This window comes from Terrabacter sp. Soil810 (assembly GCF_001429645.1).
Lineage (GTDB): Bacteria > Actinomycetota > Actinomycetes > Actinomycetales > Dermatophilaceae > Terrabacter.
Window position 1 is genome coordinate 41222 of the sequence record NZ_LMSW01000003.1, and the last position, 25016, is coordinate 66237.

The following is a 25016-nucleotide window of genomic DNA, read 5'->3' on the forward strand; positions in this document are numbered from 1 at the left end:
GCCCCGTCGGATCGACCGATCACCCCCGGTGGTATGCCGTCCCCTGCCTAGAATGCGACGTGCCCACCGATGCCCTCGCCCTCGCGCCCGTGATCCTCGCGGTCGTCCTCGTCGTCAGCGCGGTCGGCAAGCTGCGCTCGCCCAGCGCGTCGGCCGAGGCCTTCCGTGACCTCCGTGTGCCGGCTCCGCTCTCCGGGAGGTTCGTCGTCGAGGCGCTGCCGTGGGGTGAGCTGCTGCTCGCCGTCGTCCTGCTCCTCGTGGGCGGGCCCGTGGGCGTGGTCGCCGGCGTGGCCGCGGTCCTGCTCTTCACGGCATACCTCGTGCTCGTGGTGCGTGCCCTCGCCTTCGACGAGGACGTCGAGTGTGCCTGCTTCGGAGAGTTCGCGCCCGGACGCATCACACGTCGCACGGTCGTGCGCAACGCCTGGCTCGTGGCCCTGGCGGCCGTCACGCTCGGGGTGGCGACCCAGGGCTCATCGGTGGCGGCGCGCGTCGCCGACGAGCGGCTGCCGTGGTGGTGGCTCGTCGCGGCCCTCGCCACCGCCGTGACGACGTGGCTCGTCGCCGGGCCGGCCACGGCACCGGAGCGGCGGGAGGACCCGCCGGCCCACACCGACGAGGAGGGCGACTACGTCCGCACGCGCACACCCGCCCTGCCGGTGACGCTGGGCGACGGCTCGGTCACCCACCTGCGGCGCCTGAGCGAGGCACGCCCGCAGCTGCTCCTCTACGTGTCAGAGGGTTGCGCCAGCTGCCAGGACGTCATCGCGGGAGCACCGGGCTGGCGAGACGACCTCCCTGCTCTCGACGTGCGCCTCGTCGTGCGGTCGGCGCCAGACGAGACGGCCCTGGCCTCGCCCGTCGAGCCGCAGAGCCTGCACGACACCGAGGGCCTGGTCTACGAGTCCTTCGGCCTGCGTGGGACGCCGAGCGCCGTGCTGTTGGGGGCCGACGGTCTGCTGGCCGGTGGGCCCGTCGTCGGTGCCGCGAACGTGACCGCCTTCGTCGACGACATCCGCGTCGAGCTGGGTCTCATGACGTCGTGACGCTCGCGGGTCGCGACCGAGTGGCCGCGGACACGACGCAAGCCGCGACCACGGGGTGGTTGCGGCTTTNCCTCAGGTCGGCGGCGTCGGGTCCACGATGGTGCACGGGCCCTGAACCGGCGGGGTGCTCGAGATGACGGTCGAGGCGCTCCCGTTGGTGGGTGCCCCGCACGTGCTGGTGTTGTTGCAGTCGAACTGACGGTAGGTCACCGTCACCGTCGCGTTCGCGCTGTTGCCCGTGACGTCCGCGCTGGTGAAGATGAGGATGCGCTGGTTGAGGTGGCCGTCTGCGGTGCAGAAGGTGTGGGCCAGGACCGTCCCGGGACACGGGCCGCAGGAGCACGAGTCGTTGGGGCCCTTGACGACCACGGCGAAGGCGCCGAGGTCGGGGAAGCCGGACACGCTGATGCCGGTGATCTCCGTGATGGCATCTCGGGGCAGAGGTCCCGCCGCGTTGTTGGCGAACAGCTCGAAGACGTAGCCCTTGAAGACGCTCTGGGAGTTGCCGGGAAGCTTGCACGCGTTGCCGCTGAAGGTCAGGAACCCTGCTGACGCGGCGACCGTGGGCGCAGCCCCGGCAACCACGACGGCAGGCACGGCCCAAGCCGCGCCCTTGACGACCGAGCGACGGCTCGGAGGCGCCGAGTCGGCACCGTGATTGTGTGACATGTATGTATCCCCCACTCGATGACTGAAACCCCCAAGTGCTTCGTCAACATACCGGAACAGGGCGCCCTCGATGCCGGAAATCGCACACCTTGGCACCCTCCAGGGAGATCACGATCGGATGTCGCCCGAATTGTCGTCTTTGGGCACCTGACCTGCGACGACGACCCCCTCGTCGACCAGCGAGTGCACGGCTGAGCGGACCAGGTCAGACAGGTCCCCGGTCGGTGGCTGCCCCAGGAGAGACACGAGCTCGACCTCGAGCTCGGCCAGCGTCCGCCCCGGTCCGACGGCAGAGTGGACGGCGTGGCCCAGGGGCGAGAGCCGCACGACGCGGTGCCCCGCGGCCCCTGCGACGAGGACGACCGTTCCGTCGTCGGTCGAGTACGTGTCGAGCAGGTCGCCCCGAACCAGGACGGTGTCGGGCCCGAGGACCGGCTCCGTGTCGCTCACCGCGACCTCCCGAGGACGTCGGCGACGACCGGCTCCACGTCAGCCGCGTCGTGGTAGCGGACCCGTCGCAGCCCACCGACCGACTCCACGAGGTCGGCCAGCCGATGGAGCGGGCGGTCGAACGACGCGAGCGAGGAGGACTCCGGGGCCAGCAGGACGAGGGCGTCGAGCAGGTCGACCTGCTCGACGACCACAGGTTCGCCGGCCTCGCGGTCCCGTCGCAGCAGCACCATCCCGGCGAGCCACGGCTGCACCTGCGGTGGTCGGAGTCCTAGAGAGGCAGGTGCGACCTCGTCCTTGGGCTGCCCGGGCTCCGTCCGACGCACGGACAGGGGCTTGGAGTACGCGGCGACGGAACGGTCCGCAGCAACCGCGACGGTCTCGTCGGTGACGTAGCCCCGGCCCGGACCGAGCGTGCGCACGAGCGTCGTCTTGCCCGTGCCTCCGGGTGCGACCATCGCGATCGTCGCACCCGACCGCTGGTCGCTGAGCGCGGAGGCGTGGAACATCATCAGCTCGCCGGCACGGGCCAGGATCGCCGCACGGGTGACGAGCTGCGTCAGGGACTGGAGGGCCCGGGCGATGTCGTCCGCACCGGCGTCCACCACCAGCGCGGGCGCCGTCACCGAGGGGCACTCGACGACGGGCGGCGTGCGGCACGCCGACCACGCCTGTCGAGCGGGTGCCCGGAGTCGGTGGTCAGGGAGCGCGATCGCGATCGTCGCCCCGAGCGCCGCGACGTGCAGCACGGCCTCGTCGACGTCCGGGGCCGTCACTCGACGGCCCCGCGCTCGCGCAGCCGCTGGAGGACCACGTCGACCTGGTCGACCCGGCGGGCCCAGTCGGCGTCCGCCGCCCGCTCCCGGTCCGTCGCCGCGTGACCGTCGCCACCGGCGTCCGCGAGCGCCCTGACGACGGCGGCCGCGAAGGTCTCGTGCCCGGCGACGGTGACGAGCTCGTCGACGACGTCACGGAACCCGGCCACCGGCGTCGAGACCACGGGCCGACCCGCGGCCTGGTACTCGTAGAGCTTGATCGGGTCGAGGCTGTCCGTGAACGGGGTGACGACGTGGGGCACGACGAGCACGTCGGCGTGCTGGACGTAGGCCGGCACCTCGGAGCTGGGTCGGGCACCGAGCATGACCACACCGGCATCGTCGAGACGCGAACGCTGCTCAGGCGCGAGCGCGTTCGGTCCGACGAGCACGAGGTGGCGGGTCACGTCGAGCGCATGCGCCGTGGCGACGCAGAGGTCGATGTCGAGCCGGTCACCGTGAAGGGTCCCGACGTAGACCGCCACCGGTCCGTCGGGCAGGTCGGTCGGTCGGTCGTGCGCGACGCGATAGGCGGCGGTGTCGACGCCGTTGGGCACGAGCGTCACCTCCCGCAGCGCCCCCTTGCTCGCTGCGAGCGCGGGCGAGCACACGACCACCTCGTCGCACCGGGTCAGCAGGACCTGCTCCTGGGCAAGCACCCGCTCGGTCTCGGCCGTCGATCGCTCGGCGAGGGTCCAGTCGTCGGTGACGTCGTAGAGAGATGGCCACTGCGTGGCCTCGACGAGCAGCGACCCCGTGGGGTCGTTGACCCAGAGCAGCGGATCTGTCATGTCGAGAGTGCGCGTGGCGCGCAGCACCTGTCGGGCCCAACGCTCGTCGAGCCGACGGTCGACCCGGCGGGGCAGCCACTTCGTGGGTTCGAGCAGCCACAGGGCCTCGGCGCGGACGCCGTCGAGCGGCGGCCCGGCACGGAGTCCCCGACCGAGTCTCGGCTGACTCGCGCCGAGGGCGGCATGGAGCGGGTCGGTGGCCGGCTCCACGAAGAGCACTCGCAGGCCGGGGTCGCGGCGCAGCAGGCCGGCGACGAGGTGCTGGTTGCGACGCCACACGCGGTCCCAGGCCTCGAGGGAGGTGACGACGAGGTCCATCAGACCACGCCCCGGTAGACCGCCGCGGTCTCCTGCGCCTGGTGCGCGGGCGTGAAGCGGTCGCGCTGGACACCCTGCAGCGCCGCGGCGTACCCGTCGCGACGCTCCGGGTGCCCCGCGAGCTCGCGGAGCAGCTCTCCGGCCCGGTCGGCGTCGCCGGGCGGGTGCAGTGCGGCCCCGGCAACGGCTCCGACGGTCTCGAGGTGGCCGCCAGCGCCGACCGCGACGACCGGCAGGGCGGCGGCCATCGCCTCGAGCACCGTGAGTCCGAGGCCCTCGATCTGGCAGGGCGCGAGCAGCACGCCAACGCGCTCCATGAGGGCCGGGACGTCGCTGCGGTGCCCCAGGAAGCAGGTCGCCTCGGCGATGCCCAGATCGTCCGCGAGCTCCGTCAGCCGCCGGCGCTCAGCACCGTCACCGGCGACCTCGAGGCGCCACCCGTCCGCGGCGATGCCAGAGGCCGCGAACGCGCGGAGCGCCACGTCGGTGTCCTTCTCGGGTTCGAGCCGCTGGGCCACGAGCACGACGCGGTCGCGGTCCTGCGCGGTGCGGGTGCTCGTGGTCGAGTCGACCCCGGGATGGATGACGACACTCGCGCCCGCGATCATCTCGGCCACGTAGTGACTGATCGCGATCTGGGCGTCGACCCGGCGGGCGGCGGCTGCCGCCGCGACGGCCGAGACGCGGTTGCTGCCGCGGTCGCGGGCGAAGTGCCGGGTGACGACGAGGGGCGTACGGACCCCGACCAGCGCTGTGGCACAGGCGATCTCGGCTGCGGTCATGTGGGCATGGACGACGTCAGCATGGCTCGCCCACTGGCGCACGGTCGCGAGCACCTGGGTGACGGTGGCCGCAGGACGGGTGCGGACACCGGGTCCGGCGGCGTCGGTCATCCGGTCGGGGTCACCGCCGAGCACGAGGACCTCGTCCCCGGCTGCGAGCTGCGCTCTGGCCAGTCGGGCGACATGGCTCTCGACGCCTGCGAACGCGTCGGAGCGGATGGCGTGCAGGATCCTCACGCCGCTGCCCCGCCGACCCCGGCCGACGTGGAGCGCCCCGGACGCAGTCCGGTCAGCAGGTCGAGATAGCGCTGGGCGACGGTGGCCCACGAATGCCGCTCCGCGCTCTCCCGCGCCGCCGCAGCCGCAGCAGCCGGGTCGAGTGCGAGGACGCGCGCGAGACCTGCGGCGAGCTCGTCGGGGTCGGCCCCGACGACGGCACCGTTGACACCGTCGGTGACGACGTCGGGGACGCAGCCGGTGGGGGTGGCGACGACAGGAACGCCGCAGGCGAGCGCCTCGAGGACGACGAGCCCATAGGACTCGTAGGCACTCGGCATGGCGAGGGCGTCCGCGGCGTGGAGCCAGGGCCGGGGGTCGGAATGGGCGCCGGCGAAGACCAGGCGATGGGCAAGCGCGGTGGCGGGCTCCCGGGCGGCCTCCGACGCGATCATGTCAGGAGTGCCCCCGACGACCACCAGACGGACCTCTGGCCCTAGCCGCGCGACCGCGTCGACGAGCATCGGCAGGCCTTTGCGCCCGAACTCGTTGCCGATGAAGAGCACCATCCGGTCGTCGGCGCCGAGCCCCAGCTCACGACGGGCCGCGTCCCGCTCGGTGGGAGTCGGCGGCCGGAAGCGCTCGACGTCGACACCGTTGCCGATGACGACGGTCGGGATCGCGAGGCGAGGGTAGGACTCGCGGAGCAGCCGCTCCTCGTCGGTGACGAGGTTGACGACGACCCGGTGGCTGCCTGCGTGCGAGTATCGGCGCCGGTCACGGGTCGTCGTGAAGAGGTGGAGGGGGTTGCGGGCCATACGGACCCAGTGGTGGCCACGCGCCCGCATGGCGGCCTGGACGATCCCGTGGTTGACGTAGACGTCGCCAGCCACCGCGTCGTTGTGGCACACCGACAGCTGCTCCGGATGGTCCCGCAGGTAACGACGCGCGCGGGCCGTGCCCACCGTCGAGAACCAGACCACGCGCCCGACAAGCGCCAGCCGCCCCGACACGCCCCCGCGGGGTGTCGAGAGCCAGGCGCCGCCGGCCTCATCGAGAGTAAACCGCCGGACGTCGACGCCGAGCCGCAGCCATTCCTGCTCGAGGTGGTACGCCACCGCCCCCACCCCCGTGCCCGGACCGATCTCGGGTGTGATCTGGACGATGGTCGTCACGCCGTGCCCACCGGTAGACGAGAACTGATGGCGACATCGGTGGTCGTCGCGATCTCTCGTTCCGCATGCCAGCTCGCACCCAGGCAGAGCCCGAGAACGACGAAGGGCAGGGAGCCCTGGACCGCCGACCAGAACAGGTCGAACTGGCCCTGAACCACGCGCGACACGAGCACGGCAACCGCCATGGAGCCATACGCCGGGTCGAGCCGCCACGCCACTCGCAGGGAGACGACCATGAGCAGCACGAAGGCGGCGAGCCCGACGACCCCGACGGAGGTCAGCACCTCGATCTCGGCGTTGGGCGGCTGGAACTGGAACGGGAACCTGTCGGTGTACCACCAGCGCAGCCCGACGCCGAACCAGGGGTCTGACGACCACACGGTCATCGAGTCCTGGAACCACGTCAGACGCTGGAAGACCGAGTTGAACTGGTTGCCCGACTGGACCTGGTCCTGCACGAGGTTGGTCACGAAGAGCACGAGTGGGGCGGCGAGGAGCAGCACGAGCTTCGACCTCCTGCGATCGGTCTTCGACCGGAGCACGAGGACGAAGACCGCCGCCACGAGACCGATGACCGCCTGTCTCGACTGTGTGAACAGCACGGCGGCGAGCATCAGAGCCATGAGCAGGATTGACCATCGCCGGTTGATGCCCGCCCACGTCGGCCTGGCGTAGACCATGACCGCTCCGGTGGCACACACCGTGCCGGCGAAGTTCTTGTGCATGCCGTAGGGAAAGGTGGGGTAGACCGCTGAGAAGTCTCCCTGGGCAAGGTGCACGCTGCCCTCGATGACGGTGATGAGAGCCAGAACCGCGATGGTGCCGACGAGCAGACGCACACCGGCCCGGCCATGGCCGTTGGCGCCGACGGCCCAGCCGACGAGAAGGGACCCGGCCACCAGGACCCATGCGTGCGCCCACTCGACGGCATTGGCGGCGTACGGGTTGTTGACGACACTGATGAGTGTGGCGAACTGGTAGAGGGCCGAGGCCCAGAGTACGGCGCGCAGCCCCGATGAGAACGGGCGCTTGGCGAGGAAGAGCGCCGGGATCACCGCAGCGGCGAGAGCGAAGTCAGACAGGGACAAGTCGATCCCCCCACTGCCGATGCGCAGGACCACGAGCAACAGGGGCAGGACGGCAAGCGGGATGAGCCCCGGCTGGACCGCGGTGACTCCGATGGCGAGCACAGCGACGGCGATGATGACGGCGGCCTCGGGCATGGTGACCGCGAGACGCCCGACGAGCGCGACGAGGGCGACACCAGCGAGTGTGAACCCGACCTGCGCGAGGAGGTCGGTGCGGCCCGGACCGCGGAGCCGCTCGGGGAACAGACTGCTCACGACGCCTCCGACCGGACGGGCGTCGCGGTGTCGGGACGGGCGGTGCCCGTCGGCGCAGGGCGCCGCGCGTCGTCGGGACGCACCTCGGACCGGACGGGACCGGCGAGGTAGAGCCGCGCCCGGGATCGGGCGGAGCGCCCACGCTCACCACGGAGCAGGACTCCGCGCACGGTCGAGCCGGTGACCTGCCCAGCGCGGGCCACCTGCCAGCCGAGGGCGCCGAAGTGCTTCCGGAGATAGACCTCCTGGGCCGCGTGGAAGTGCCCCTCACGCCGGGTCGGGTCGGTGCTCGTGGCCGCACCCACGTGCGTGGCTCGTGCAGCCGGCACGACCGCGTGCCGCCAACCGAGCAGGCTCGCGCGCTGCGCCCAGTCGGTCTCCTCCGCATAGAGGAAGAAGCGCTCGTCGTCGAAAGGCCCGACGTGCTCGATGGCCTCGCGGCGGAGCAGCAGCACCGCGCCGATGACGTAGCGGCTGCGCCTCAGGCGGCCGAGTCCGGCCGCCTCGACCCACGTCCCGAGGGGCGACGGGAAGGGCCACTCGACGCGCGCCGGTGTGCCGGTGGCATCGACCTGTGTCGGTCCGACGCTCGCGAGGTCGGGCTCGGCGAGCAGGGCGGCGCGCAGCAGCGCGACGTCTCCCGTGCCGACGACGGCATCCGGGTTGACGAGGAGCACGTCGGCGCGCGGATCGACACGTCGCAGCGCCTCGTTGACACCGGCGCCGAAGCCGCCGTTGCGCCCCGGGTCGACGTAGCGGACCCCGGCGGCCTCGGCGACGGCCCGCACGTCAGGTGACGACGAGTTGTCGACGACGGTCACCGACAGCGCGCCGAGCGGCTCGAGCGCCGAGGCGAGCAGCTCGGGCTGGCCGTACGCGACGACGACGACCTCGAGCCCACGCTCGTCGGTGACGTCCGTGGACCACTGCTTCGTCGCGGCGCGGTACATCGCGTCGTGCTCGACCGCGACTCGGTCCCAGGACGTCGTCGCAGCCCGGGCGAGCCCCGCGGCACGCAGCCTCTGCGCGACGTCGGGGTCGTGCACCACGGCTCCGATCGCCTTGGCGAGCTCGGCGGCGTCGCCCTCGGCGACGACGATGGCGGCCTCGCCGACCACCTCGGGCAGCGCCCCGCTGTCGCTGACCACGACGGGGGTGCCGCAGGCCATGGCCTCCAGGGCGACCCGGCCGAACTGCTCGACCCAGGAGGGGGTCGTCAGCGATGGGACGACCAGCACGTCGAGGGAGTGGTAGAAGTCGGGCAGCCCCTCGGGTGCGAGCGCGCCGAGGAGCTCGACGCGGTCGGCGACGCCGAGCCCCTCCGCCAGCTCGACCAGCCGGTGCCGCTCGGGTCCGTCACCGGCGAGGCGTACGCGTACGGCCGGCTCGAGGGCCACTGCGCGCAGGAGCACGTCGGCCCCCTTGGCCGCGTCGAGGCGTCCCGCGAACCCGACGACGGGCACCTCGCGAGGCGTGACGGCATACGCGGGTGGTGTGTAGACGTTGAGGTCGGTGCCGAGGTCGATGGTGCGGGCCCGACCCGGGAAGCCCTTGCGCTCGGCGATGTGCCCGGCGGCCTCGTTGCACACGTTGAGGCCGCTCGCGTGCCTCAGCGCCATCCGCTCGAACCAGCGGAACGGGACGGGGTGGCGCTTGTCGAGGTTCTGGGCGGAGTAGAGCAGGTACGGGGCGCGCTGACGGCGCAGCCACCGGAGCAGCAGCACCTCGGCGGTCGCGAGGGCGAAGGGCTCCTCGTGGACGTCGATGACGTCGACGGGCCGGCCGAGAGCCCGCCACAGCGGACGCGGGTCGTAGAGGAAGAGGGCCGGGTGGGAGCCGATGGTCCGTGCGGGGACGACGGGTTCGTCAGGGCGCACCGACAGCGCGACGCGGCGCCCACCCTCCGACCACGCGGCAGCCGACACGACGTCGACGCGGTGGCCCAGGCGACGCAGAGCCCGCTCCCGTTCACGCCACGCGTCGACGACGGCGCTGTGGGACACGCGCAGTGCCCACATGACCACTCACCCCTCTCCCCGTGCCGAGCCCCGGATGTCTGCGACTCGGCACAACCCCTTGGATGATATGGGAGGATCGCCGCACGTACTGTCGAGTTGAGGCGTGGGGGGCAAAGTGACGTTCCGGGAGTTCCTGGGCGTTCTGGGGGCACGGTGGCGGATCATCGCGGTGAGCCTGCTCGCCGTGATCGCGGCCGCAGCGGTCCAGACGATGGTGACGCCTGCCGTCTACACCGCCAGCGCGAAGATCTTCCTGTCCGCCACGCAGCCGCCCGGGGCGGGCACGAACAACCAGGTCGTGACCTACGCCCTGAGCGCCGACGACCTGGCCAGGTACATCGACGTCCTCAACGCGCCGTCCGTCATCGAGCCCCTGCGCGACCGACTCGGTCTCGAGCCCGGGACGCCCATCGCGGTGTCCGCGGAGGTGGGTCAGACCTCCAACGTCATGACGATCACCGCCACCGGGGGCAGCCCGGAGCTGATCGCCCGCATCGCCAACACGGCGGGCCCCGTGCTCGCCGAGGTCGCGACGAAGAAGTTCTCCCCGCTCCTGGCCGCCAACGGGCAGTCGGTCGAGGCCACGCCGATCGCGCCGGCCACCGTGCCCACCGAGCCCGTGTCCCCCAACGCCAAGCGCAACCTCATGCTCGGTGCCCTGCTCGGCCTGGCCCTCGGCATCGGCCTCGCGCTACTCCGACACACCTTCGACACGAAGGTGCGCACCGAGGACGACGTCAAGGCCCTGTCGAACCGTCCGATCCTCGGTGACATCCCGATGGTCAAGTCGGTCAAGAGCGGCCTGCTCTCGCTCGAGAGCGACCCGCACGGGCGGCACGCGGAGTCGATCCGTCGCCTGCGCACCAACATCCTCTTCGTCGACGTCACCACGGCCGGCCACTCCTTCGTCGTCACGTCGTCGGTGCCCGGTGAGGGCAAGACGACGACGACGATCAACCTCGCGCTCGCGATGTCCGACGCCGGGTCCAAGGTGCTGCTCATCGACGGCGACCTGCGCAACCCCTCGGTCGCGAGCACGATGGGTCTCGACGGCTCGTTCGGACTGACCACCCTCCTGCTCGGTCAGGCCGACCCCGAGGACGTCGTCCAGCGGTGGCGCGAGACGACGCTGCACGTGCTGCCGGCCGGGCCCGTCCCGCCCAACCCGAGCGAGCTGCTCGGCTCGGAGCCGATGGAGATCCTCTTCGGCAAGCTGTCGCACGACTACGACTTCATCCTCGTCGACAGCCCCCCGGTCGTCCCGGTCATCGACGCCGTGCTCATCAACAAGCTGACGCACGGGCTCATCATGGTCGTCGGGGCCGAGCGCACGAAGAAGCGCGACCTCGCGAGCGCCGTCCAGTCCCTCGAGACGGTGGACGCCCCGGTCGCGGGCTTCGCGCTCAACATGGTGTCGGCCGGCTCGTCGACCGCGCACCGCTACGGCTACTACGGCTACAACCGGGGCGCCGACGCGAAGCCGAGCCGCCGCGAGAGGCGAGCACAGGCCAAGCGCCACGCCTGACCCCGGGCCACGGTGGGGCGGGTGGCGCCCGCGACGCCCGGCGCTCGGGCTCAGCCCGGCGTGCCGGGCGCCTCCGTCGGTGCAGTCACGAGCAGATCCCGCGCGCCCAGGTCGGCGACGAACGCCGCGACGTCGGCGGCGATGACCTCCTCGGACTGCCCGAAGGCCTCGGCGACGCGAGCGACCCAGCCGGTCGCGGGCTCCGTCGTCGCCTCGACCCAGATCAGCGCAGCCGCACCTTCGAGCACGACGATCGGTCCGCCGGGCAGGTGTGCGACGTAGACGCACTGTCCGTCGTCGCTCACGGTGACCCCTGCATCCGGTCCGGGCCGGTAGGCGGCGGTCACTGCTCTCGCTCCCCGGTCGCCCGGGAACCACGGGCGCGACGCGCGACCTGCTCCCGCAGGCCGCGTGCCGGCCGGCCGAAGAACTCGGCCACGATCTCGCGGCGCGTCACCGGTCGGCCGCGCACGATCGTCAGGTGCTCGACGTTGACGAGCACCGACCGTGACGCGACCGTGAGCTTTGCACGCAGCCCGTGCGCCGCCCGGACCCGGGCCCGCCACTCGTCCATGCGGGTGCCGCCCCGGGACGCGACGCGCCAGAGGTCGTAGGCCGGGTCGTCGCGGTGGTCGTCGAGGGTGCCCGTGATGACGGAGAAGCCCAGTCCGGCGTCGAGCCGCTCGACCCAGTCGAGGATGCGGGCGCGCCGGGCCTGGTCGGCGGTTGTCCACACCCAGTCGACGTCGTGGGCGGCCTTCGGGTCGCTGCCCCCGCGCGCGGCATGGAGCAGCAGGAGGGCGGCTTGGGCGTCCCGCGAGGGGACGGCGCACTCGACGCCGCCCAGCACCCTCGTCGTGCGCTCGGCCCAGAGGGTGTCGAAGGCGCGCCCGGGCGTCGGCCCGGTGCCCGGGTAGATGCGGTGCAGGTCGAGCAGTCCGAAGTCGCTGTGCCGCAACGTCGCCGAGTGCTCGAACGACGAGCCGTACGCGAAGGAGTTGATCAGCTCCCACCCGTGGTGGCGCAGCTCGTCGAGCAGCATCCGCACGTGCTCGGGCCGGGCCAGCACGTCCGCGTCGGAGAAGCCGCGGCCTGGCACCAGTGTCGGGTCGAGCGCCGCGCCTTTGACGTGCAGCAGGTCGGCGCCGCACCGGTCGGCGATCCACTGGAGGCAGGCGTGCGCGAATCCGATCCGGACCTCGAGAGGCACCGTGGCCCCCGCTGCGGGGGCCTCCGTCGCCTCGTGGGTTGCCATCGCGCGAACCCCCATAGACTGCAAGCGGACTGGTCGATCGCACCATAACAGCCCCGTAGGAGGCGCACGTGCCGCATGGCGATCGCCTCCGCTGGGCCGGTCTCGCGGTCGCCGCCGCGGCGGCCTTCGTGGTGACGGCGCTCGCGTCGACCCGCACCGGAGTCGGGGTGTCCGTCGACGAGGCCACGCGCAACTGGGTCCTCAACGAGCTGCCCGTGCCGCTGCGCCAGGGTCTGGACCGGCTGGCGCGTCCGCTCGTCATCGTCGTGCTTACTCCCGCGGTGCTCGTCCTCGCGCTCCTGGCCCTGGTGCGACGTGGCTGGCAGCGGGCCCTCGCCGGCGTCGTCATCCCCGCGTCAGCGACGTTCATCGCCCTCGAGCTGCGCGTGCGCGACACCTTCGGCATCGGCGGGGACGCCTTCCCGTCCAACCACGCGGCTGCGGGCCTCGGCCTGCTCGTCGGGGTGGCTGTCGTCTGGCCGCGTCCGGTCACGCGACACGGTCTGGTCGGACTGGGTGTGGCCGCGTTCTGCATCGGTCTCGGCAACGTCACGTGGTACGCCCACCAGCCCCGTGACGTCGTCGGCAGCGCGCTGCTCGTGGTCGCCGTGGCCGCCGCGACCTTCGCCGTGGTCGGCGGCGACTCCCCCAACCTCGCAGCGGAGGTCCGGGCCCGCGGCTCGGCGGACCCTGCCGGCACCAGCGACGCCCGCGAAGGCGGCGACCCCGACCGGGTCGCCTGAGTCAGTCGCCGACCGAGCGCCAGACCCGGGCGTGCCCCTCGGCGCTCGCCTCCCAGGTGAAGCGACGCGACCGCTCGAGGCCGCGGCGCGCCATCGCCTCGACGTCGTCGCCACCCGCGAGGACGTCGAGGATCCCGTCGGCGAGCGCCCCGCCGGTGGGCTCGACGAGCAGGCCGCCGTCGCCGACGACCTCGGGCAGCGACGACCGGTCGGAGGCGACGACGGGCACGCCCGTGGCCATGCCCTCGAGCGCCGGAAGCCCGAAGCCCTCGACGAGAGAGGGGACGACGACGACGGACGCGGCGGCGTACAGCCTCGGCAGCACCTCGTCGGAGACGCGCCCGACGAAGCGAACGCCGGGCAGCGCGCCGAAGAGCTCGGTGCGGCGGGCGTGCGGCGGCCCGGCGAGGACGAGCGTCACGTCGGGGCGGGCGGAGTGCACCCGCGGCCACGCCTCGGCCAGCGCGGCGAGGTTCTTGCGCTCGGACGCCCCGCCGGCCGTGAGGACGTACGGGCCCTCGACCCCCAGCCCGGCCAGCGCGTCGGCGCCGAGCGGCGCCGCGCCGAAGTAACGGTCCTCCACCCCGTTGGGCACGACGACGGGGTCCTCCAGCCCGAGCAGGTCGACGGCCTCCGCCGCGGTGAAGGTCGAGACGCAGACGACGGCCGCGGCCCGGCGCAGCTCGTGGGCCGCGGCGGCTACGGGCGCGGACTCATCGGCGTAGCGCCACGCCACGACGTCGTGGAGGGTGACGACCTCGCGGGGCGCGGGCGGCAGCTCGAGGTTCATCCGGTGCACGAGACCACCGCGGGCGTACGCGAGACGGCCGGCCGCCGCGCGAGCGCTCGGGGACGCGTCCCCGAGCCAGCCCATCGGCAGACGGAGCGTGCCGGCCAGGGGCGACCGCAGCGAGCGCGCCACGACGTGCCGGACCCGCCAGTCCTCGTCCGGCACGGCGAGTGCCGCCAGGGCGGCTGCCGCACGCGAGACGATGTGTCGCTCGTAGGCCTGCGCGCCCATGGGCACCGCCGTCGCGGTCGTGACGATCGTGAGCCGGGGCACGCTTGTTCCTGCCTGTCGGGGTGCTGGTCGAGTGCGGGACGGTCCGCCCTCGCATCGTAGGGTGATACCGCACGCGAGCCGGTCAGCTCGCGGCGCCGACCGAGAGGAGCCGCGATGGGTGGTGTCGGTAGGCCCCGCATCGCGCTCGTCACCTCGTCCTACCACCCGCACCTCGGCGGGGTGGAGTCGCACGTCCGACACGTCGCGCGCGAGCTGCGCGGCCGGGGCACCGAGGTCGAGGTCTGGACCGTCGACCGCGGCGAGCACCTCGGAGTCACCGAGCTCGACGGCACCGTCGTGCGCCACCTGCCGACTCCCATGCCGGCACGGTCCGGCAGAGCCCTCATGAGCTTCGGGCTGGCCGCGCCCCGCGCCTGGAAGGCGTGGAGATCGGCGTTCCGCGCCTTCCACCCTGACCTCCTGCACGTCCAGTGCTTCGGCCCCAACGGGGTATATGCCGCCGCACTGGCCCGCAGAGCAAGGGTGCCCCTCGTGCTGTCGAGTCACGGCGAGACGACGGCGGATGACCACGACGTCTTCGGCACCTCAGCCCTGCTTCGACTGGGACTCCGGTGGGCGATCTCCGCGGCTGCGACGACAACAGGCTGCTCGGAACCCGTGCTCGAGGACCTTCGGAATCGCTTCGGCCTCATCGGTGGGGAGGTCGTACCGAATGGTGTGGGACCGGCCCCGACGAAGACATCCTCGAGCGTCCTGCCCGACGATCTCGACCTCGGTGACGGCCCCTTCGTACTCGGCGTGGGCCGACTCGAGATGACGAAAGGCTTCGACCTGCTCGTCGAGGCGGTCGCCGGCATGGATCCCGACCTGCGCGTCACGCTCGTCCTCGGCGGCGACGGATCGCAGCGTGAGGCTCTGCGGTCCCTGGGCGACGGGCTCGGTCTCGGCGACCGCCTCAGGCTCGTCGGTCCTCTCGACGAGGCCGCGGTCGACGCGTGGATGCGGCGGGCCGACGTCGTCGTCATGCCGAGCCGTCGCGAGGCCTTCGGCATCGTCGCCCTCGAGGCGTGGCGCGCCGGGACCCCCCTCGTCGCCACCAGCCTCGGCGGCCCGGCGTCGTTCGTCACGGACGGCGTCGACGGCGTGCTCGTCGACCCGGTCAACACCGCGGCGGTGGCCCACGTCGTCGAGTCGCTCCTGCACGACCCTGCTCGGCGCTCGGCCCTCGGCGCGGCCGGCGAGGCGTCCGCTCGCCGCTACTCCTGGCAGGCGGTGGCCGAGTCCTACGCGGCGCTCCACGCGGACGTCCTGCGACCCGAGAACGAGGGTGCCGCGGACCAGGGGTCCGTGAGCGCCGGCGGACCCGGCCGCGAGGGGCCGTCGAGCCGCTGAGCCTCGAGCCGTCAGGACGTGCCGGGTGCGTCGAGGGCGCGGCCGGTGAGCAGTCCGAGCACCCACGGGCCGACACGACGCGCCGGTCGGGGCAGCGCCCGGATGATGGCGTCGGCGTCGGGCACCGTCAGGCCCGAGCGGGTCACCCGCAGGACGGCGACGTAGACCAGGCCACCCACGACCGCGACGCCGAGGGCGCGCAGCCACTCGTTGCCGGGGGTGACGTCACCGGCGACCATCAGGACGCCGGCCAGGGCTGCCCCGACGAAGCATGGCAGGGCGTCGCGCATCGCCAGCGACACCGTGATGCCCAGCCCGCGCAGCTCCGACCGGGTCAGCAGCAGCAGGCTCGTCATCGAGCCGCCGACGTTCGCGATGACGGCACCCCACACCCCGAGAGGCGGGATGAGGGCGAGGGCGAGGACCACGTCGACGACGAGCGCCACCGACGTCGCCTTGAGCATCTCGCCGGCCGACAGCCGGGCCGAGACGAAGGCCACGACCGGGCTCGCGACGGTGACGAAGCCCGCCGAGACGCCGAGGGCGACGACGACCGGGCCGGCCTCGACGAACTCCGGACCGTAGAGCACGGGCACGAGCACGGCGAGCGGCACGACGGCCACCGCCTCGACGAGCCCGACGACGGTGGCCCCGGCCCGCAGCACGCGCCGGAAGGCCGGCCGCACGGCCGGTGCGTCGACCTCCATGAGGCCCGAGATGGCTGGCACGAGCGGGCCGACGAAGGCCTGGGCGGGCGCGAAGACGTGCCCGGCGAGCCCGAAGGCCAGGGCGAAGACCCCGACCGCGGCCGGCGCCGCGAGCCAGTTCATGAAGAAGATCTCGCTGCGCGACATGACCAGCCCGCCGATGACGCTGGCCAGGCCCACGGGCACGGCATAGCGCCAGAAGCCGGTCGGCATCCCCGTGGGCAGGACCGGTCGCAGCACGGCCCGGCGGTAGACGGCCGAGATCGGCACGAGGCAGAGTGCGACGGCCGCCCCGCTGACGATGAGCCGTATCGTCCAGACGGCGTCGGGGGTTCCGACGGCGAGCACGACGGCGACGACCGCCACCTGGGTGGCCAGCGACGTGACGAGCGCGATCTTGGCGCCGTCGGCGGTCTTGTTCTCGATGGTCAGGCAGGCGACGGCACCGTCGAGCGCCGCTGGGACGACGATGCCGAAGACGATGGCGATGACCATGGCGCTCGTGGACACGTCGGCGAAGAGCAGCACGACGACCGAGAGCACGGGCATGACGACGAGGAGTCGGAAGCCCTGCGACTGCGAGAGCAGCCTGGACACCGCCTCGGTGCGCCCGGCAGCGTGGGCCTTGGCGCCGAACTGGATGACGGCAGAGCCGAACCCGGCCGTCAGCATCCGGGAGACGACCTCCATCAGGGCGGTGAGGAAGGCGAGGCGGCCGTAGTCGGCGGCACCGAGCACGCGGGCCATGAGCAGGTTGACGAGGAAGGCGACGGGGATGGCGATGAAGGTGTGGATGACGGTCCAGACGGCACCGCGGACGGCACCCTCCTGCAGACCCTCCCGGCTCATCTGCCCCGCGGGCTGCGCCTCGAGGTCGTCGACCTGGCGGTCGGGGAGGAGCAGGTCCGCCTCGACCTCGGCGGCCGCGGGCGTGCTCGGGAAGCCCGCCGGGGTCGCGTCGTCGGGGCGCGGGTCGGCCGCGCCCTCGTCGGGTCGGTCACTCGCCACGTCCGACCCCGTTCACCCGGTCGAGGGCGTCCATCAGCTCCGCGCTGCGCACCGTGTGGACCTTACGGCAGAAGGGTGAGCCCGAGGCCCGGATCTCGTCGAGGTCGTCGATGCCGAAGGTCCGCGTCGTGTCGTCGCCCGCCATCCACACCGAGTACGACACCGGGCGCGCGACGGCCGGCGGTTGCTGCCGGGCCAGCACCGTCTGGACGGCTGACTCGTCGGGGATGACCGAGCGCTCGTAGACCCGTCGCAGCGGGCTCCCCTCACCGAGCTCGCGCAGCACGAGATCGAGGCGTTCCCGGTCGAGCGCCAGCCACTGGGAGCCGAGGTGGATCGCGGAGGAACCGGACGGCATACGGCCGCGGAGGCCCACGTGCGCACCACGGCCCCGCGCGACGACGCGGAGCGACACGAGGGGCTCGGTGCGGTGGGCCAGCGCCCAGAGCGCCCGACCGGGGAGGCGTCCGGAGCGCAGGACCCCGTCGAGCGCACCGACGGGGTACCAGCGGTGGGTGTAGCGGGTCAGCTCGTCGTCGCCGGTGCCGTGGCGGCTCCCCCAGGCGCGGGCGTAGGCGAGCTCGCGTGCGGTGCCCTGCCAGCCGCCGGCAGCGAGCAGCTCGTGCTCCCAGGCCGAGAGCGGCCGCACCGGGTAGCACTGGCCGGACACGAGCACCAGGAGGTCGGGGTCGACGGCGTCACGGGCCTCACGCATCGCCTCGAGGGTGACCTCGACGAGCTCCCACGACCCCCAGTCGGTAGCTCTGCCGTGGCTGCGGACGTGCACGCGTTCGTCATCGATGACGGGGGCCGGGGTGCGGCGCGCGTCGTGGGTGACGAAGACCGTCGCCTCGGGGCTCGACCGCAGGATGGCGTGCACGAGCCGGGTGACCTGGTCGGCCTCGGTGTGGCTGAGGACGACGTATGCCGCGGGCACCGGTCAGGCCCGGGCCGTATGCCGGTCGCCGAGGCGGGTGCGGACGGCCGCGGTGGTGCCGGCGGCGAGGCCACCGAGCGCTGCCGAGGCGTGCAGCGCCCGGCCGCCGATGGTGCGGACGCGCTCGCGCGGGGTGCGCTCGCCGTCGACCACGGCCTTGGCGGCGTCGACGGCGTTGCCCCCGACCTCGCGCAGGGCCGTGCCGTAGAAGCGCCGCAGGATCGGGGCGCCCATGCCGAACGTGTGCGACAGGAGCACGACGTGGTTGCGGTGACCGTAGAAGGTGTAGCGCACGTCGAAGCGGCGCCCCCGGGTGTAGGGCGCCGCGACGTGCTCGACGAGGGCCGTCGGCGTGTAGACGATGCGATGGCCGGCCCGACCGAGGCGCAGCATGATGTCACTCTCCTCGCGCAGGCAGGTGCCCGGGAAGAGATCGATGATGCCGCCGATCTGCTCGAGCGCCGATCGCCGCACCGACATGTTGGCGCCGAGGACATGGTCGACGTCGAGGTCGCGACCGGTGTCGGCGGCGAAGTTGCCGGTCAGCGTGCCGTCGGGCAGGAGGCGTCCGACGGCGTCGAGCCCCTCGTGCTCCTCGCCGGGTCGCCCGTTGCTCGCGCGTCCGCCCACCGCGCCGACCGCCGGGTCGGCGTAGCGGGCCACGATGTTCTCGAGCCAGTCGGGCTCAGCGTAGGCGTCGTCGTCGACGAAGGCGATGATGTCGGACCGCGTCTCGGCGACGCCGATGGCGCGCGACGTCGCGAGCGTGCCCGGGCCGGCGTCGTTGCGGATGTAGCGCACACCCGGGAAGTCGGCGACGACGTCGGCCGTCAGGCGGTGCGGCGACGAGTCGACGACGACGATCTCGTCCGGCGTGAGCGTCTGGCGACCGAGGTGCTCGAGGCAGATCCGCACGTTTTCGGGGCGGTTGAACGTCGCGACGACCACGTCGGCGGAGGGCGAGGAAGCCGGCATGTGCGGAAGTATGTCAGCAAAGCTGCACGGACCGACCGAGTTCGGGAAGGTCGTGGGTAGCCTCAGGATGTGCCCACAGCCCCCACCTTGCCCGACCGGCCGCTACGTGTGGCGATCCTCGATCACACGGCCGAGCTGGGCGGCGCGGAGCTCGCCCTCGTGCGTCTGCTGGAGAGTCTGGATCCCTCGCGGATCGAGCCTGTCGTGCTCCTCTTCTCGACGGGTGCGCTGGAGGAAAGGCTCCGGCTGGCGGGCCATCGGGTCATCGTGGTGGCGCTCGACCCGGGCATCCGGGACGTGGATCGCGCCGTCGGCCCGGTGGCTGCCTTGCGCGCAGGCGTGGCAGGGGCCGGGTTCCTCACGCGACTAGTCGCGACGTTGCGGCGCATGGAGGTCGACGTGATCCACTCGACATCTCTGAAGGCCGACCTGCTCGCCGTGCCTGCGGCGATGGCGCTGCGCACCCCACTCGTCTGGCACATCCACGATCGCATCGCCGACGACTACCTCCCGGCGCGGACCGTGCGCGCGATCCGCACTCTGGCGCGCCGCCTTCCCTACGCGGTCGTCGCCAACTCCGCCGCCACCGCGGCCACGCTGCCCGGGGCCCGCCGGCTCACGGTGGCCCACCCGGGCGTGTCCGACAGCCAGCTGGCCGCCGCTCCGAGGGACCACCAGCCCATCGGTGCCGGCGTCATCGGCATGGTGGGACGTCTGAGCCCGACCAAAGGTCAGCTCGTCCTCGTGCGGGCGGCGAGACGGGTGGTCGACGCCCGTCCGGGCACCCGCTTCAGGCTGCTCGGTGATGCGGCGTTCGGCGCCGAGAGCTACGCGCGCAAGGTCAGTGAGACGATCGAGGAGCTGGGCCTCGGCGAGCACGTGGACCTCGTGGGGTTCGTGGAGGATCCCCGCAGGGAGCTCGACGCCCTCAGCGTCTGTGTCCACGCATCTACCGTGCCGGAGCCGTTCGGGCAGGTAGTGACCGAGGCGATCGCGTGGGGCGTGCCAGTCGTCGCGACGAGAGGTGGCGGTGTCGACGAGATAGTGCGCACGACCCCCGTCGGTTCGCAGACGGGTCTGCTTGTCGAGCCGGGCGACGAGGTCGGCCTGGCCGACGCGATCCTGGAGGTACTCGACCACCCCGACGACGCCCTCGCACGGGCGGCGCGCGCCCACGCCGACGTCTCCCGGCGGTTCACCGCAACGCAAACCGCTGAGACCATTACGTCCGTGTGGCAGTCCGCTGCCTCATTCGCGGCCCCCCGACCGCGGGTCGCCATCGCGCACGACTATCTCACGCAGCGCGGCGGCGCCGAACGGGTCGTCCTCGCGCTGCACCGCGCCTTCCCCGACGCGACGATCCACACGACCCTCTACCACCCGGACGGCACCTACCCGGAGTTCGGCGACGCGCACGTGGTCGTCTCCCCCCTCAACCACATCGGCGCGCTCCGCCGTGAGCACCGGGCTGCTCTCCCCCTGCTGCCGTATGCCGTGTCGCGCCTTCGCGTGGATGCCGACGTCGTCGTGGCGTCGAGCTCGGGGTGGGCGCACGGGGTGCCGACGACGGGCCGCAAGCTCGTCTACTGCCACGCCCCGGCCCGATGGCTCTACCAGGCCGACGCCTACCTCGGGGACGAGGCAGGCCGCTCGTTGCGGGCGCGTGCGCTGGGACTGCTCGGCGGGTGGCTACGCCGCTGGGACCGTCGAGCCGCGGCGTCGGCCGACCGCTACCTCGCGAACTCGACCGTGGTGCGCGACCGCATCGCGGCGGCATACGGGATCGACGCTGAGGTGCTGCCCCCGCCCTATGGCATCGACCCTGCCGACCCGCAGCAGCCGGTGCCCATGCTGGAGGACTGGGCCGACGGCGGCTACCTTCTGCTCGTCTCGCGTCTGCTGCCCTACAAGAACGTCGACGTCGCGGTGGCGGCCGTGCGCGGCCTGCCCGAGCGGCTCGTCGTCGTCGGATCCGGCCCGCTCGAGGCCCGGCTGCGCGCCCAGGCACCCGACAACGTCCGCATCGTGACCGGGCTCAGCGACGCGCAGCTGCGGTGGACGTACGCCCACGCCCGCACGCTGCTCGCGCCGAGCCTCGAGGACTTCGGGCTCACCCCGCTCGAGGCCGCGGCCTTCGGGGTACCCACGCTGGCCCTCCACGCCGGTGGCTACCTCGACACGATCGACGAGCGCGTCAACGGGACCTTTTTCGAGGAGGCGACCGCCGCTGCGGTTCGTGCCGCCGTCGTGGCCGACCGTGGCCGAGCGTGGGACGCCGCGGCGATCCGGGCGCACGCGGAGCATTTCTCGGAAGAGCGCTTCAACGAGCGGATCCGCGCAGAAGTCGCTGCTCTCGACATCTGACCTGTTGGATCACTCCCCGGCTGGGAGCCGGCGCCGAACGCTCAGGAACAGGCTGCGCCCAAGCACCTGAGGGCTGATTCCGGCAGCCGCGCGGAGGTGGTGTGCCGCATCGATCCGACGTCCCTGCGCGAGGGCTGCCCGCGCTGCATCAACGGCTTGGGAACCGTAGATCTCCTTGCTTCGCCGTAGCCCTGCCTTTGCCGCACGTACCGTCTCGCGGTCGCCCCTTGCCTGGGCGCGCAGGCGGTGCTGCTCGAGGATCAGGCGCCGCTCGCGCGATCCGCGGGCGTAGTCGCGAGATGCGTTCTGACCGTGCAGGTGCACGTCCACGAGGGCCTCATGGACCACGACCGGCGCATGTCCCGAAAGGAGAAGGCGCAGGAAGAGGTCCCAGTCCTGGGTTTGGGCCAGCAACGGACTCTGGCCGCCGACGCGGAGGTAGTCGGAACGACGGACCATTGCGCTGCTCTGGCACACCATCTGGTCTGCCAACAGCTTGCGGTAGCTCAGGTCGCGCTGGTCTCCACCGACCCGGGACCCGTCGACGACCCATGTGAACCACGTGCACCAGAAGCCGGCATCGGGGTGCTCAGACACAGCCGTCAGCTGCCGCTCGAGCTTCTCTGGGTGCCACAGATCGTCCTGGTCAATGAAGGCGACGAGCTCCGCCTTGGCGACCTCCACGGCGACGTTCCGTGCCACCGAGACGCCCTGGTTCTCCTGGCGCAGATGCACGACCCGGGGATCCACGTCCCGCACCCAGTCGACGGGGGTGTCGGAACCGTCGTCGACCACGATCACCTCGAGGTTCGCGACCGTCTGGCCGAGGACGGACGTCAGAGCGAGGGAGAGGTCAGTCCCCGGGTTGTGGACAGGGAGGATGACGGACACCTTGGGCATCAGATGAAAGTAGCGCAGTGCTGCCTCGCGCACGCCACCAAGAGGTCGTGGCTAGCCTCCACCGACCTAGTGCGCGCGCGACATGGCAGCCCGCTGCGCTCCACGGGCCAGTAGATTCCATGACGTGACCGACCTTCCGCAGCAGGACCTTTATCACGACAACCCACGGCTGGATGTCGCACCCTTCATCCCCACCGGCGCGCGCTCGGTGCTCGAGGTCGGGTGCGGCAAGGGTGGCTTCGGTCCTACACTTCGCCGCACGCTGGGCGAGCAGGCGCGGATCGTCGGTATCGAGCCGGTCCCTACTCAGGCAGCCGTGGCTCGCACCGGCCACGGATTCGACGACGTAATCGACGGGTACTTCCCGCAGGGGCTGAGAACCGAGGACACGTTCGACCTCGTGTGCTTCAACGATGTCTTGGAGCACGTCGTCGACCCCTGGACGACTCTGGCGTCGGCAACCGAGCGTCTCAACCCCGGCGGTCACGTCGTGGCGGCGATTCCAAGCATCCAGTACGCGCCCGTGACGATCGCCTTGCTGCGAGGCCATTGGGACTACACCGACGACGGGACATTGGACCGAACCCACGTACGCTTCTTCACCCGGCAGACGATGGTGGAGATGTTCGAAGGGGCGGGCCTCGAGGTCACGGCGTGCGAGGGTGTCAACTCCGTGTACGACGAGCGCTGGAACCGCCGTAGTCCGCTACGCCGCGCCTGGACCGCCATCATCCCCGACTCCACCTGGCTGCACTTCGTCGTGGTGGGGCGCCGACCATCCTGAGGTCTGTCACACCCGACTAGCTGACGGCGCGCACCACGAGGAGCCAGGCGACGACGGGGGCGCCGACGACGAGGATGATCGCGAGGACACGAAGCGCGGCCGCGTGGCTGTAGACCTTGGCGACGACCGCCCCGAGGATCCCGACGGCGAAGATGGCGAGGGAGTAGTTCGCGAACATCGCGCTCAGCTCGACGATCTCGGGCGACTTCGTGATGTTGGCGATCGTCGCGGCCTTGCCGGCCGGCCCCCACGGCGCGGGCAGAGGCACCTGGGCCAGCAGCAGGGCCGCGAGTCCGAGCACGTCGGTGCGCACGTAGGAGCGCCTCAGGGCCGAGGCCTGCCGACGGCTGCGCACCAACGGCTGCACCGACGGCCTGGGCGGGGTGAACGCGCGCGGAAGGGTGAGCAGCAGCCCCGGCAGGCCCGCCAGCCCCGCGAGGAAGGCGGCGTAGAGCTTGGGGTGACCGTCGGAGGCGAAGGCGAAGACGGTCACCAACGGGACCGTGGCGTGCATGAGCACCCACACGTAGCCCACGAAGGCCAGGGACGCCCCGATCGCGAGGGGGACGTCGGCGCTCACGCGTCGTGTCAGTCCTCCGGGCATGGCGCATAGTGTAAGCAGCCGTGCGATCGGCTTCTGACACCTAGACTTGCGCCGTGGACAGCACCCGAGAGCGCGACACCGACCTGTTCGAGCCCCAGGTCGCGGCCGGCGCCGGCTCCTCCGGAGGATCCGGCGGGTCCGACGGCGACGACTGGGACGGAGACTCGCCTGCCGACGGTGGCTCGGGCCGCCGCGAGAAGAAGCGCAACCGCAAGGTGCTCGTGGCCGCGCTCGTGCTGCTGCTCGTGCCCGTGCTCGCCGTGGGCGGCTATCTCGCGTGGCTCAACCACATCGTCACCAACAACGTGAAGCAGGAGCTGCTCCTGCCCGACGACGGGTCGGCGGGCAGCCAGCCGACCGACCAGAACGGCAACGTCGTCGTGCAGCCGGCGGGCAACGGGACCAACTACCTCGTCATCGGCAGCGATGCCGGTCCGGGCCGCGTGGGCGGTCGCTCGGACGTCATGGTCCTCGTGCACGTGCCGGCCGACCACTCCGCCGTCACCCTGATCCACTTCCCGCGCGACCTCTACGTCTCCATCCCGGGCAAGGGCAAGAACAAGCTCAACGCCGCCTACGCGTTCGGTGGTCCCCCGCTGCTCGTCGAGACGATGCAGAACATGCTCGGCGTGCGCATCGACCACGTGGCGCTCGTCGGGTTCGAGGGGTTCCAGGCGATGACCGATGCCGTCGGCGGCGTCGACGTCAACGTCGAGGAGTCGAGCAACCAGCCGCCCTACGTCTTCACCAAGGGCACCCAGCACATGGACGGTGCGATGGCCCTGGCCTTCGTCCGCGAGCGCAAGCAGCTGAGCGAGGGCGACATCTCCCGTGGTCGACGCCAGCTCGCCTTCATCAAGTCCCTCATGCTCAAGACCGTGAGCAAGGACGTGCTGACCAACCCGATCAAGCTCAAGGACTTCACCGAGGCGGCCACGAGCAACCTCACGGTCGACCAGAAGCTCGACGTCGGGACGATGCGCTCGGAGGGCCTGGCGCTCCGCGGCCTGCGCGGGGGCGACATCCGGTTCATCACGGCGCCCTTCACGGGTTTCGGCACGAGCCCGGCCGGCGCATCGATCGACATCGTCGACGAGGTCAAGATGGCCGACCTCGGCGACGCCATCCGCAACGACGAGCTCAACGCCTACCAGTAGGCCGCGGCGGGCACGGGC

General features: G+C 72.1%; 23 protein-coding genes. 7 read left to right on the top strand and 16 right to left on the bottom strand.

Annotated features, from left to right (window positions below; all coding sequences use genetic code 11):
• The first annotated feature begins 59 nt into the window (after positions 1-59).
• Positions 60-1046 carry a MauE/DoxX family redox-associated membrane protein gene (locus ASG96_RS04215; RefSeq protein ID WP_056761009.1) on the top strand — a complete coding sequence of 329 codons (987 nt, stop codon included), beginning with the start codon at positions 60-62 and terminating at the stop codon, positions 1044-1046.
• A 72-nt stretch (positions 1047-1118) separates the two neighbouring features.
• On the opposite strand, the gene ASG96_RS04220 is transcribed toward ASG96_RS04215, so the two are convergent.
• The 8 genes from ASG96_RS04220 to ASG96_RS04255 all read right to left on the bottom strand — a co-directional run bounded on the left by ASG96_RS04220 (position 1119) and on the right by ASG96_RS04255 (position 9608).
• Positions 1119-1715: a hypothetical protein gene (locus tag ASG96_RS04220; protein WP_056761005.1), complete on the bottom strand. Its 597-nt coding sequence runs from the start codon at positions 1713-1715 to the stop codon at positions 1119-1121.
• A gap of 108 nt (positions 1716-1823) precedes the next feature.
• A complete protein-coding gene (locus ASG96_RS04225; protein ID WP_056761002.1) occupies positions 1824-2165 on the bottom strand; it encodes a hypothetical protein in 342 nt (113 codons plus the stop codon).
• Complete coding sequence (locus ASG96_RS04230) at positions 2162-2941, bottom strand: hypothetical protein (protein WP_056761000.1); 780 nt, start codon at positions 2939-2941, stop codon at positions 2162-2164. Before ASG96_RS04230 ends, ASG96_RS04225 begins: the two co-directional genes overlap by 4 nt.
• The gene (locus ASG96_RS04235) at positions 2938-4089 is read right to left on the bottom strand and encodes a glycosyltransferase (protein ID WP_056760997.1); all 1152 of its coding nucleotides are present in this window, start codon (positions 4087-4089) and stop codon (positions 2938-2940) included. Before ASG96_RS04235 ends, ASG96_RS04230 begins: the two co-directional genes overlap by 4 nt.
• On the bottom strand, positions 4089-5108 hold the full coding sequence (locus ASG96_RS04240) for a glycosyltransferase family 4 protein (protein WP_056760994.1): 1020 nt from the start codon (positions 5106-5108) through the stop codon (positions 4089-4091). Before ASG96_RS04240 ends, ASG96_RS04235 begins: the two co-directional genes overlap by 1 nt.
• Positions 5105-6262, bottom strand: coding sequence for a glycosyltransferase family 4 protein (locus tag ASG96_RS04245; RefSeq protein WP_057586863.1), 1158 nt, complete (start codon positions 6260-6262; stop codon positions 5105-5107). The genes ASG96_RS04240 and ASG96_RS04245 overlap by 4 nt, the downstream gene beginning before the upstream one ends.
• A complete protein-coding gene (locus tag ASG96_RS04250; RefSeq protein ID WP_056760988.1) occupies positions 6259-7605 on the bottom strand; it encodes an O-antigen ligase in 1347 nt (448 codons plus the stop codon). The genes ASG96_RS04245 and ASG96_RS04250 overlap by 4 nt, the downstream gene beginning before the upstream one ends.
• A complete protein-coding gene (locus ASG96_RS04255) occupies positions 7602-9608 on the bottom strand; it encodes a glycosyltransferase (RefSeq protein ID WP_235509059.1) in 2007 nt (668 codons plus the stop codon). Before ASG96_RS04255 ends, ASG96_RS04250 begins: the two co-directional genes overlap by 4 nt.
• Before the next feature lie 118 nt (positions 9609-9726).
• Between ASG96_RS04255 and ASG96_RS04260 the strand changes: the two genes are divergently transcribed.
• The gene (locus tag ASG96_RS04260) at positions 9727-11148 is read left to right on the top strand and encodes a polysaccharide biosynthesis tyrosine autokinase (protein WP_235509060.1); all 1422 of its coding nucleotides are present in this window, start codon (positions 9727-9729) and stop codon (positions 11146-11148) included.
• Between the two features lie 50 nt (positions 11149-11198).
• On the opposite strand, the gene ASG96_RS04265 is transcribed toward ASG96_RS04260, so the two are convergent.
• Together ASG96_RS04265 and ASG96_RS04270 are read right to left on the bottom strand one after the other, a co-directional pair.
• On the bottom strand, positions 11199-11453 hold the full coding sequence (locus tag ASG96_RS04265; RefSeq protein ID WP_157610644.1) for a PqqD family peptide modification chaperone: 255 nt from the start codon (positions 11451-11453) through the stop codon (positions 11199-11201).
• Positions 11454-11491: 38 nt separating this feature from the next.
• Entirely contained in the window at positions 11492-12403 is a 912-nt protein-coding gene (locus ASG96_RS04270; RefSeq protein WP_056760979.1) for a nucleotidyltransferase family protein, read from the bottom strand.
• 68 nt (positions 12404-12471) lie between these two features.
• Between ASG96_RS04270 and ASG96_RS04275 the strand changes: the two genes are divergently transcribed.
• Positions 12472-13146 carry a phosphatase PAP2 family protein gene (locus ASG96_RS04275; protein ID WP_057586868.1) on the top strand — a complete coding sequence of 225 codons (675 nt, stop codon included), beginning with the start codon at positions 12472-12474 and terminating at the stop codon, positions 13144-13146.
• Between the two features lies 1 nt (position 13147).
• On the opposite strand, the gene ASG96_RS04280 is transcribed toward ASG96_RS04275, so the two are convergent.
• Positions 13148-14209: a glycosyltransferase family 1 protein gene (locus ASG96_RS04280; protein ID WP_057586870.1), complete on the bottom strand. Its 1062-nt coding sequence runs from the start codon at positions 14207-14209 to the stop codon at positions 13148-13150.
• Between the two features lie 114 nt (positions 14210-14323).
• Here ASG96_RS04280 and ASG96_RS04285 point away from each other — a divergent pair, with 114 nt between their 5' ends.
• On the top strand, positions 14324-15562 hold the full coding sequence (locus ASG96_RS04285; RefSeq protein WP_057586871.1) for a glycosyltransferase family 4 protein: 1239 nt from the start codon (positions 14324-14326) through the stop codon (positions 15560-15562).
• 11 nt (positions 15563-15573) lie between these two features.
• On the opposite strand, the gene ASG96_RS04290 is transcribed toward ASG96_RS04285, so the two are convergent.
• From ASG96_RS04290 to ASG96_RS04300, 3 genes are read right to left on the bottom strand one after another with little or no spacing between them, the layout of a single operon-like run.
• Positions 15574-17277, bottom strand: a complete 1704-nt coding sequence (locus ASG96_RS04290; protein ID WP_057586873.1) for a lipopolysaccharide biosynthesis protein — start codon at positions 17275-17277, stop codon at positions 15574-15576.
• Complete coding sequence (locus ASG96_RS04295; protein WP_056760965.1) at positions 17267-18214, bottom strand: hypothetical protein; 948 nt, start codon at positions 18212-18214, stop codon at positions 17267-17269. Before ASG96_RS04295 ends, ASG96_RS04290 begins: the two co-directional genes overlap by 11 nt.
• Before the next feature lie 3 nt (positions 18215-18217).
• Positions 18218-19189 carry a glycosyltransferase family 2 protein gene (locus ASG96_RS04300; RefSeq protein ID WP_056760962.1) on the bottom strand — a complete coding sequence of 324 codons (972 nt, stop codon included), beginning with the start codon at positions 19187-19189 and terminating at the stop codon, positions 18218-18220.
• 69 nt (positions 19190-19258) lie between these two features.
• Between ASG96_RS04300 and ASG96_RS24045 the strand changes: the two genes are divergently transcribed.
• On the top strand, positions 19259-21553 hold the full coding sequence (locus ASG96_RS24045) for a glycosyltransferase (RefSeq protein ID WP_082591622.1): 2295 nt from the start codon (positions 19259-19261) through the stop codon (positions 21551-21553).
• Positions 21554-21562: 9 nt separating this feature from the next.
• Here the strand turns inward: ASG96_RS24045 and ASG96_RS04310 are convergent, their stop codons facing one another.
• Positions 21563-22453: a glycosyltransferase family A protein gene (locus tag ASG96_RS04310; RefSeq protein ID WP_157610645.1), complete on the bottom strand. Its 891-nt coding sequence runs from the start codon at positions 22451-22453 to the stop codon at positions 21563-21565.
• 124 nt (positions 22454-22577) lie between these two features.
• Here ASG96_RS04310 and ASG96_RS04315 point away from each other — a divergent pair, with 124 nt between their 5' ends.
• The gene (locus ASG96_RS04315) at positions 22578-23237 is read left to right on the top strand and encodes a bifunctional 2-polyprenyl-6-hydroxyphenol methylase/3-demethylubiquinol 3-O-methyltransferase UbiG (RefSeq protein WP_056760957.1); all 660 of its coding nucleotides are present in this window, start codon (positions 22578-22580) and stop codon (positions 23235-23237) included.
• Positions 23238-23253: 16 nt separating this feature from the next.
• Here ASG96_RS04315 and ASG96_RS04320 read toward each other — a convergent pair whose 3' ends face one another.
• Positions 23254-23841 carry a hypothetical protein gene (locus tag ASG96_RS04320; RefSeq protein WP_235509061.1) on the bottom strand — a complete coding sequence of 196 codons (588 nt, stop codon included), beginning with the start codon at positions 23839-23841 and terminating at the stop codon, positions 23254-23256.
• A gap of 53 nt (positions 23842-23894) precedes the next feature.
• On the opposite strand from ASG96_RS04320, the gene ASG96_RS04325 reads away from it, so the two are divergent.
• A complete protein-coding gene (locus ASG96_RS04325; protein WP_056760951.1) occupies positions 23895-24998 on the top strand; it encodes an LCP family protein in 1104 nt (367 codons plus the stop codon).
• Positions 24999-25016: the final 18 nt, after the last annotated feature.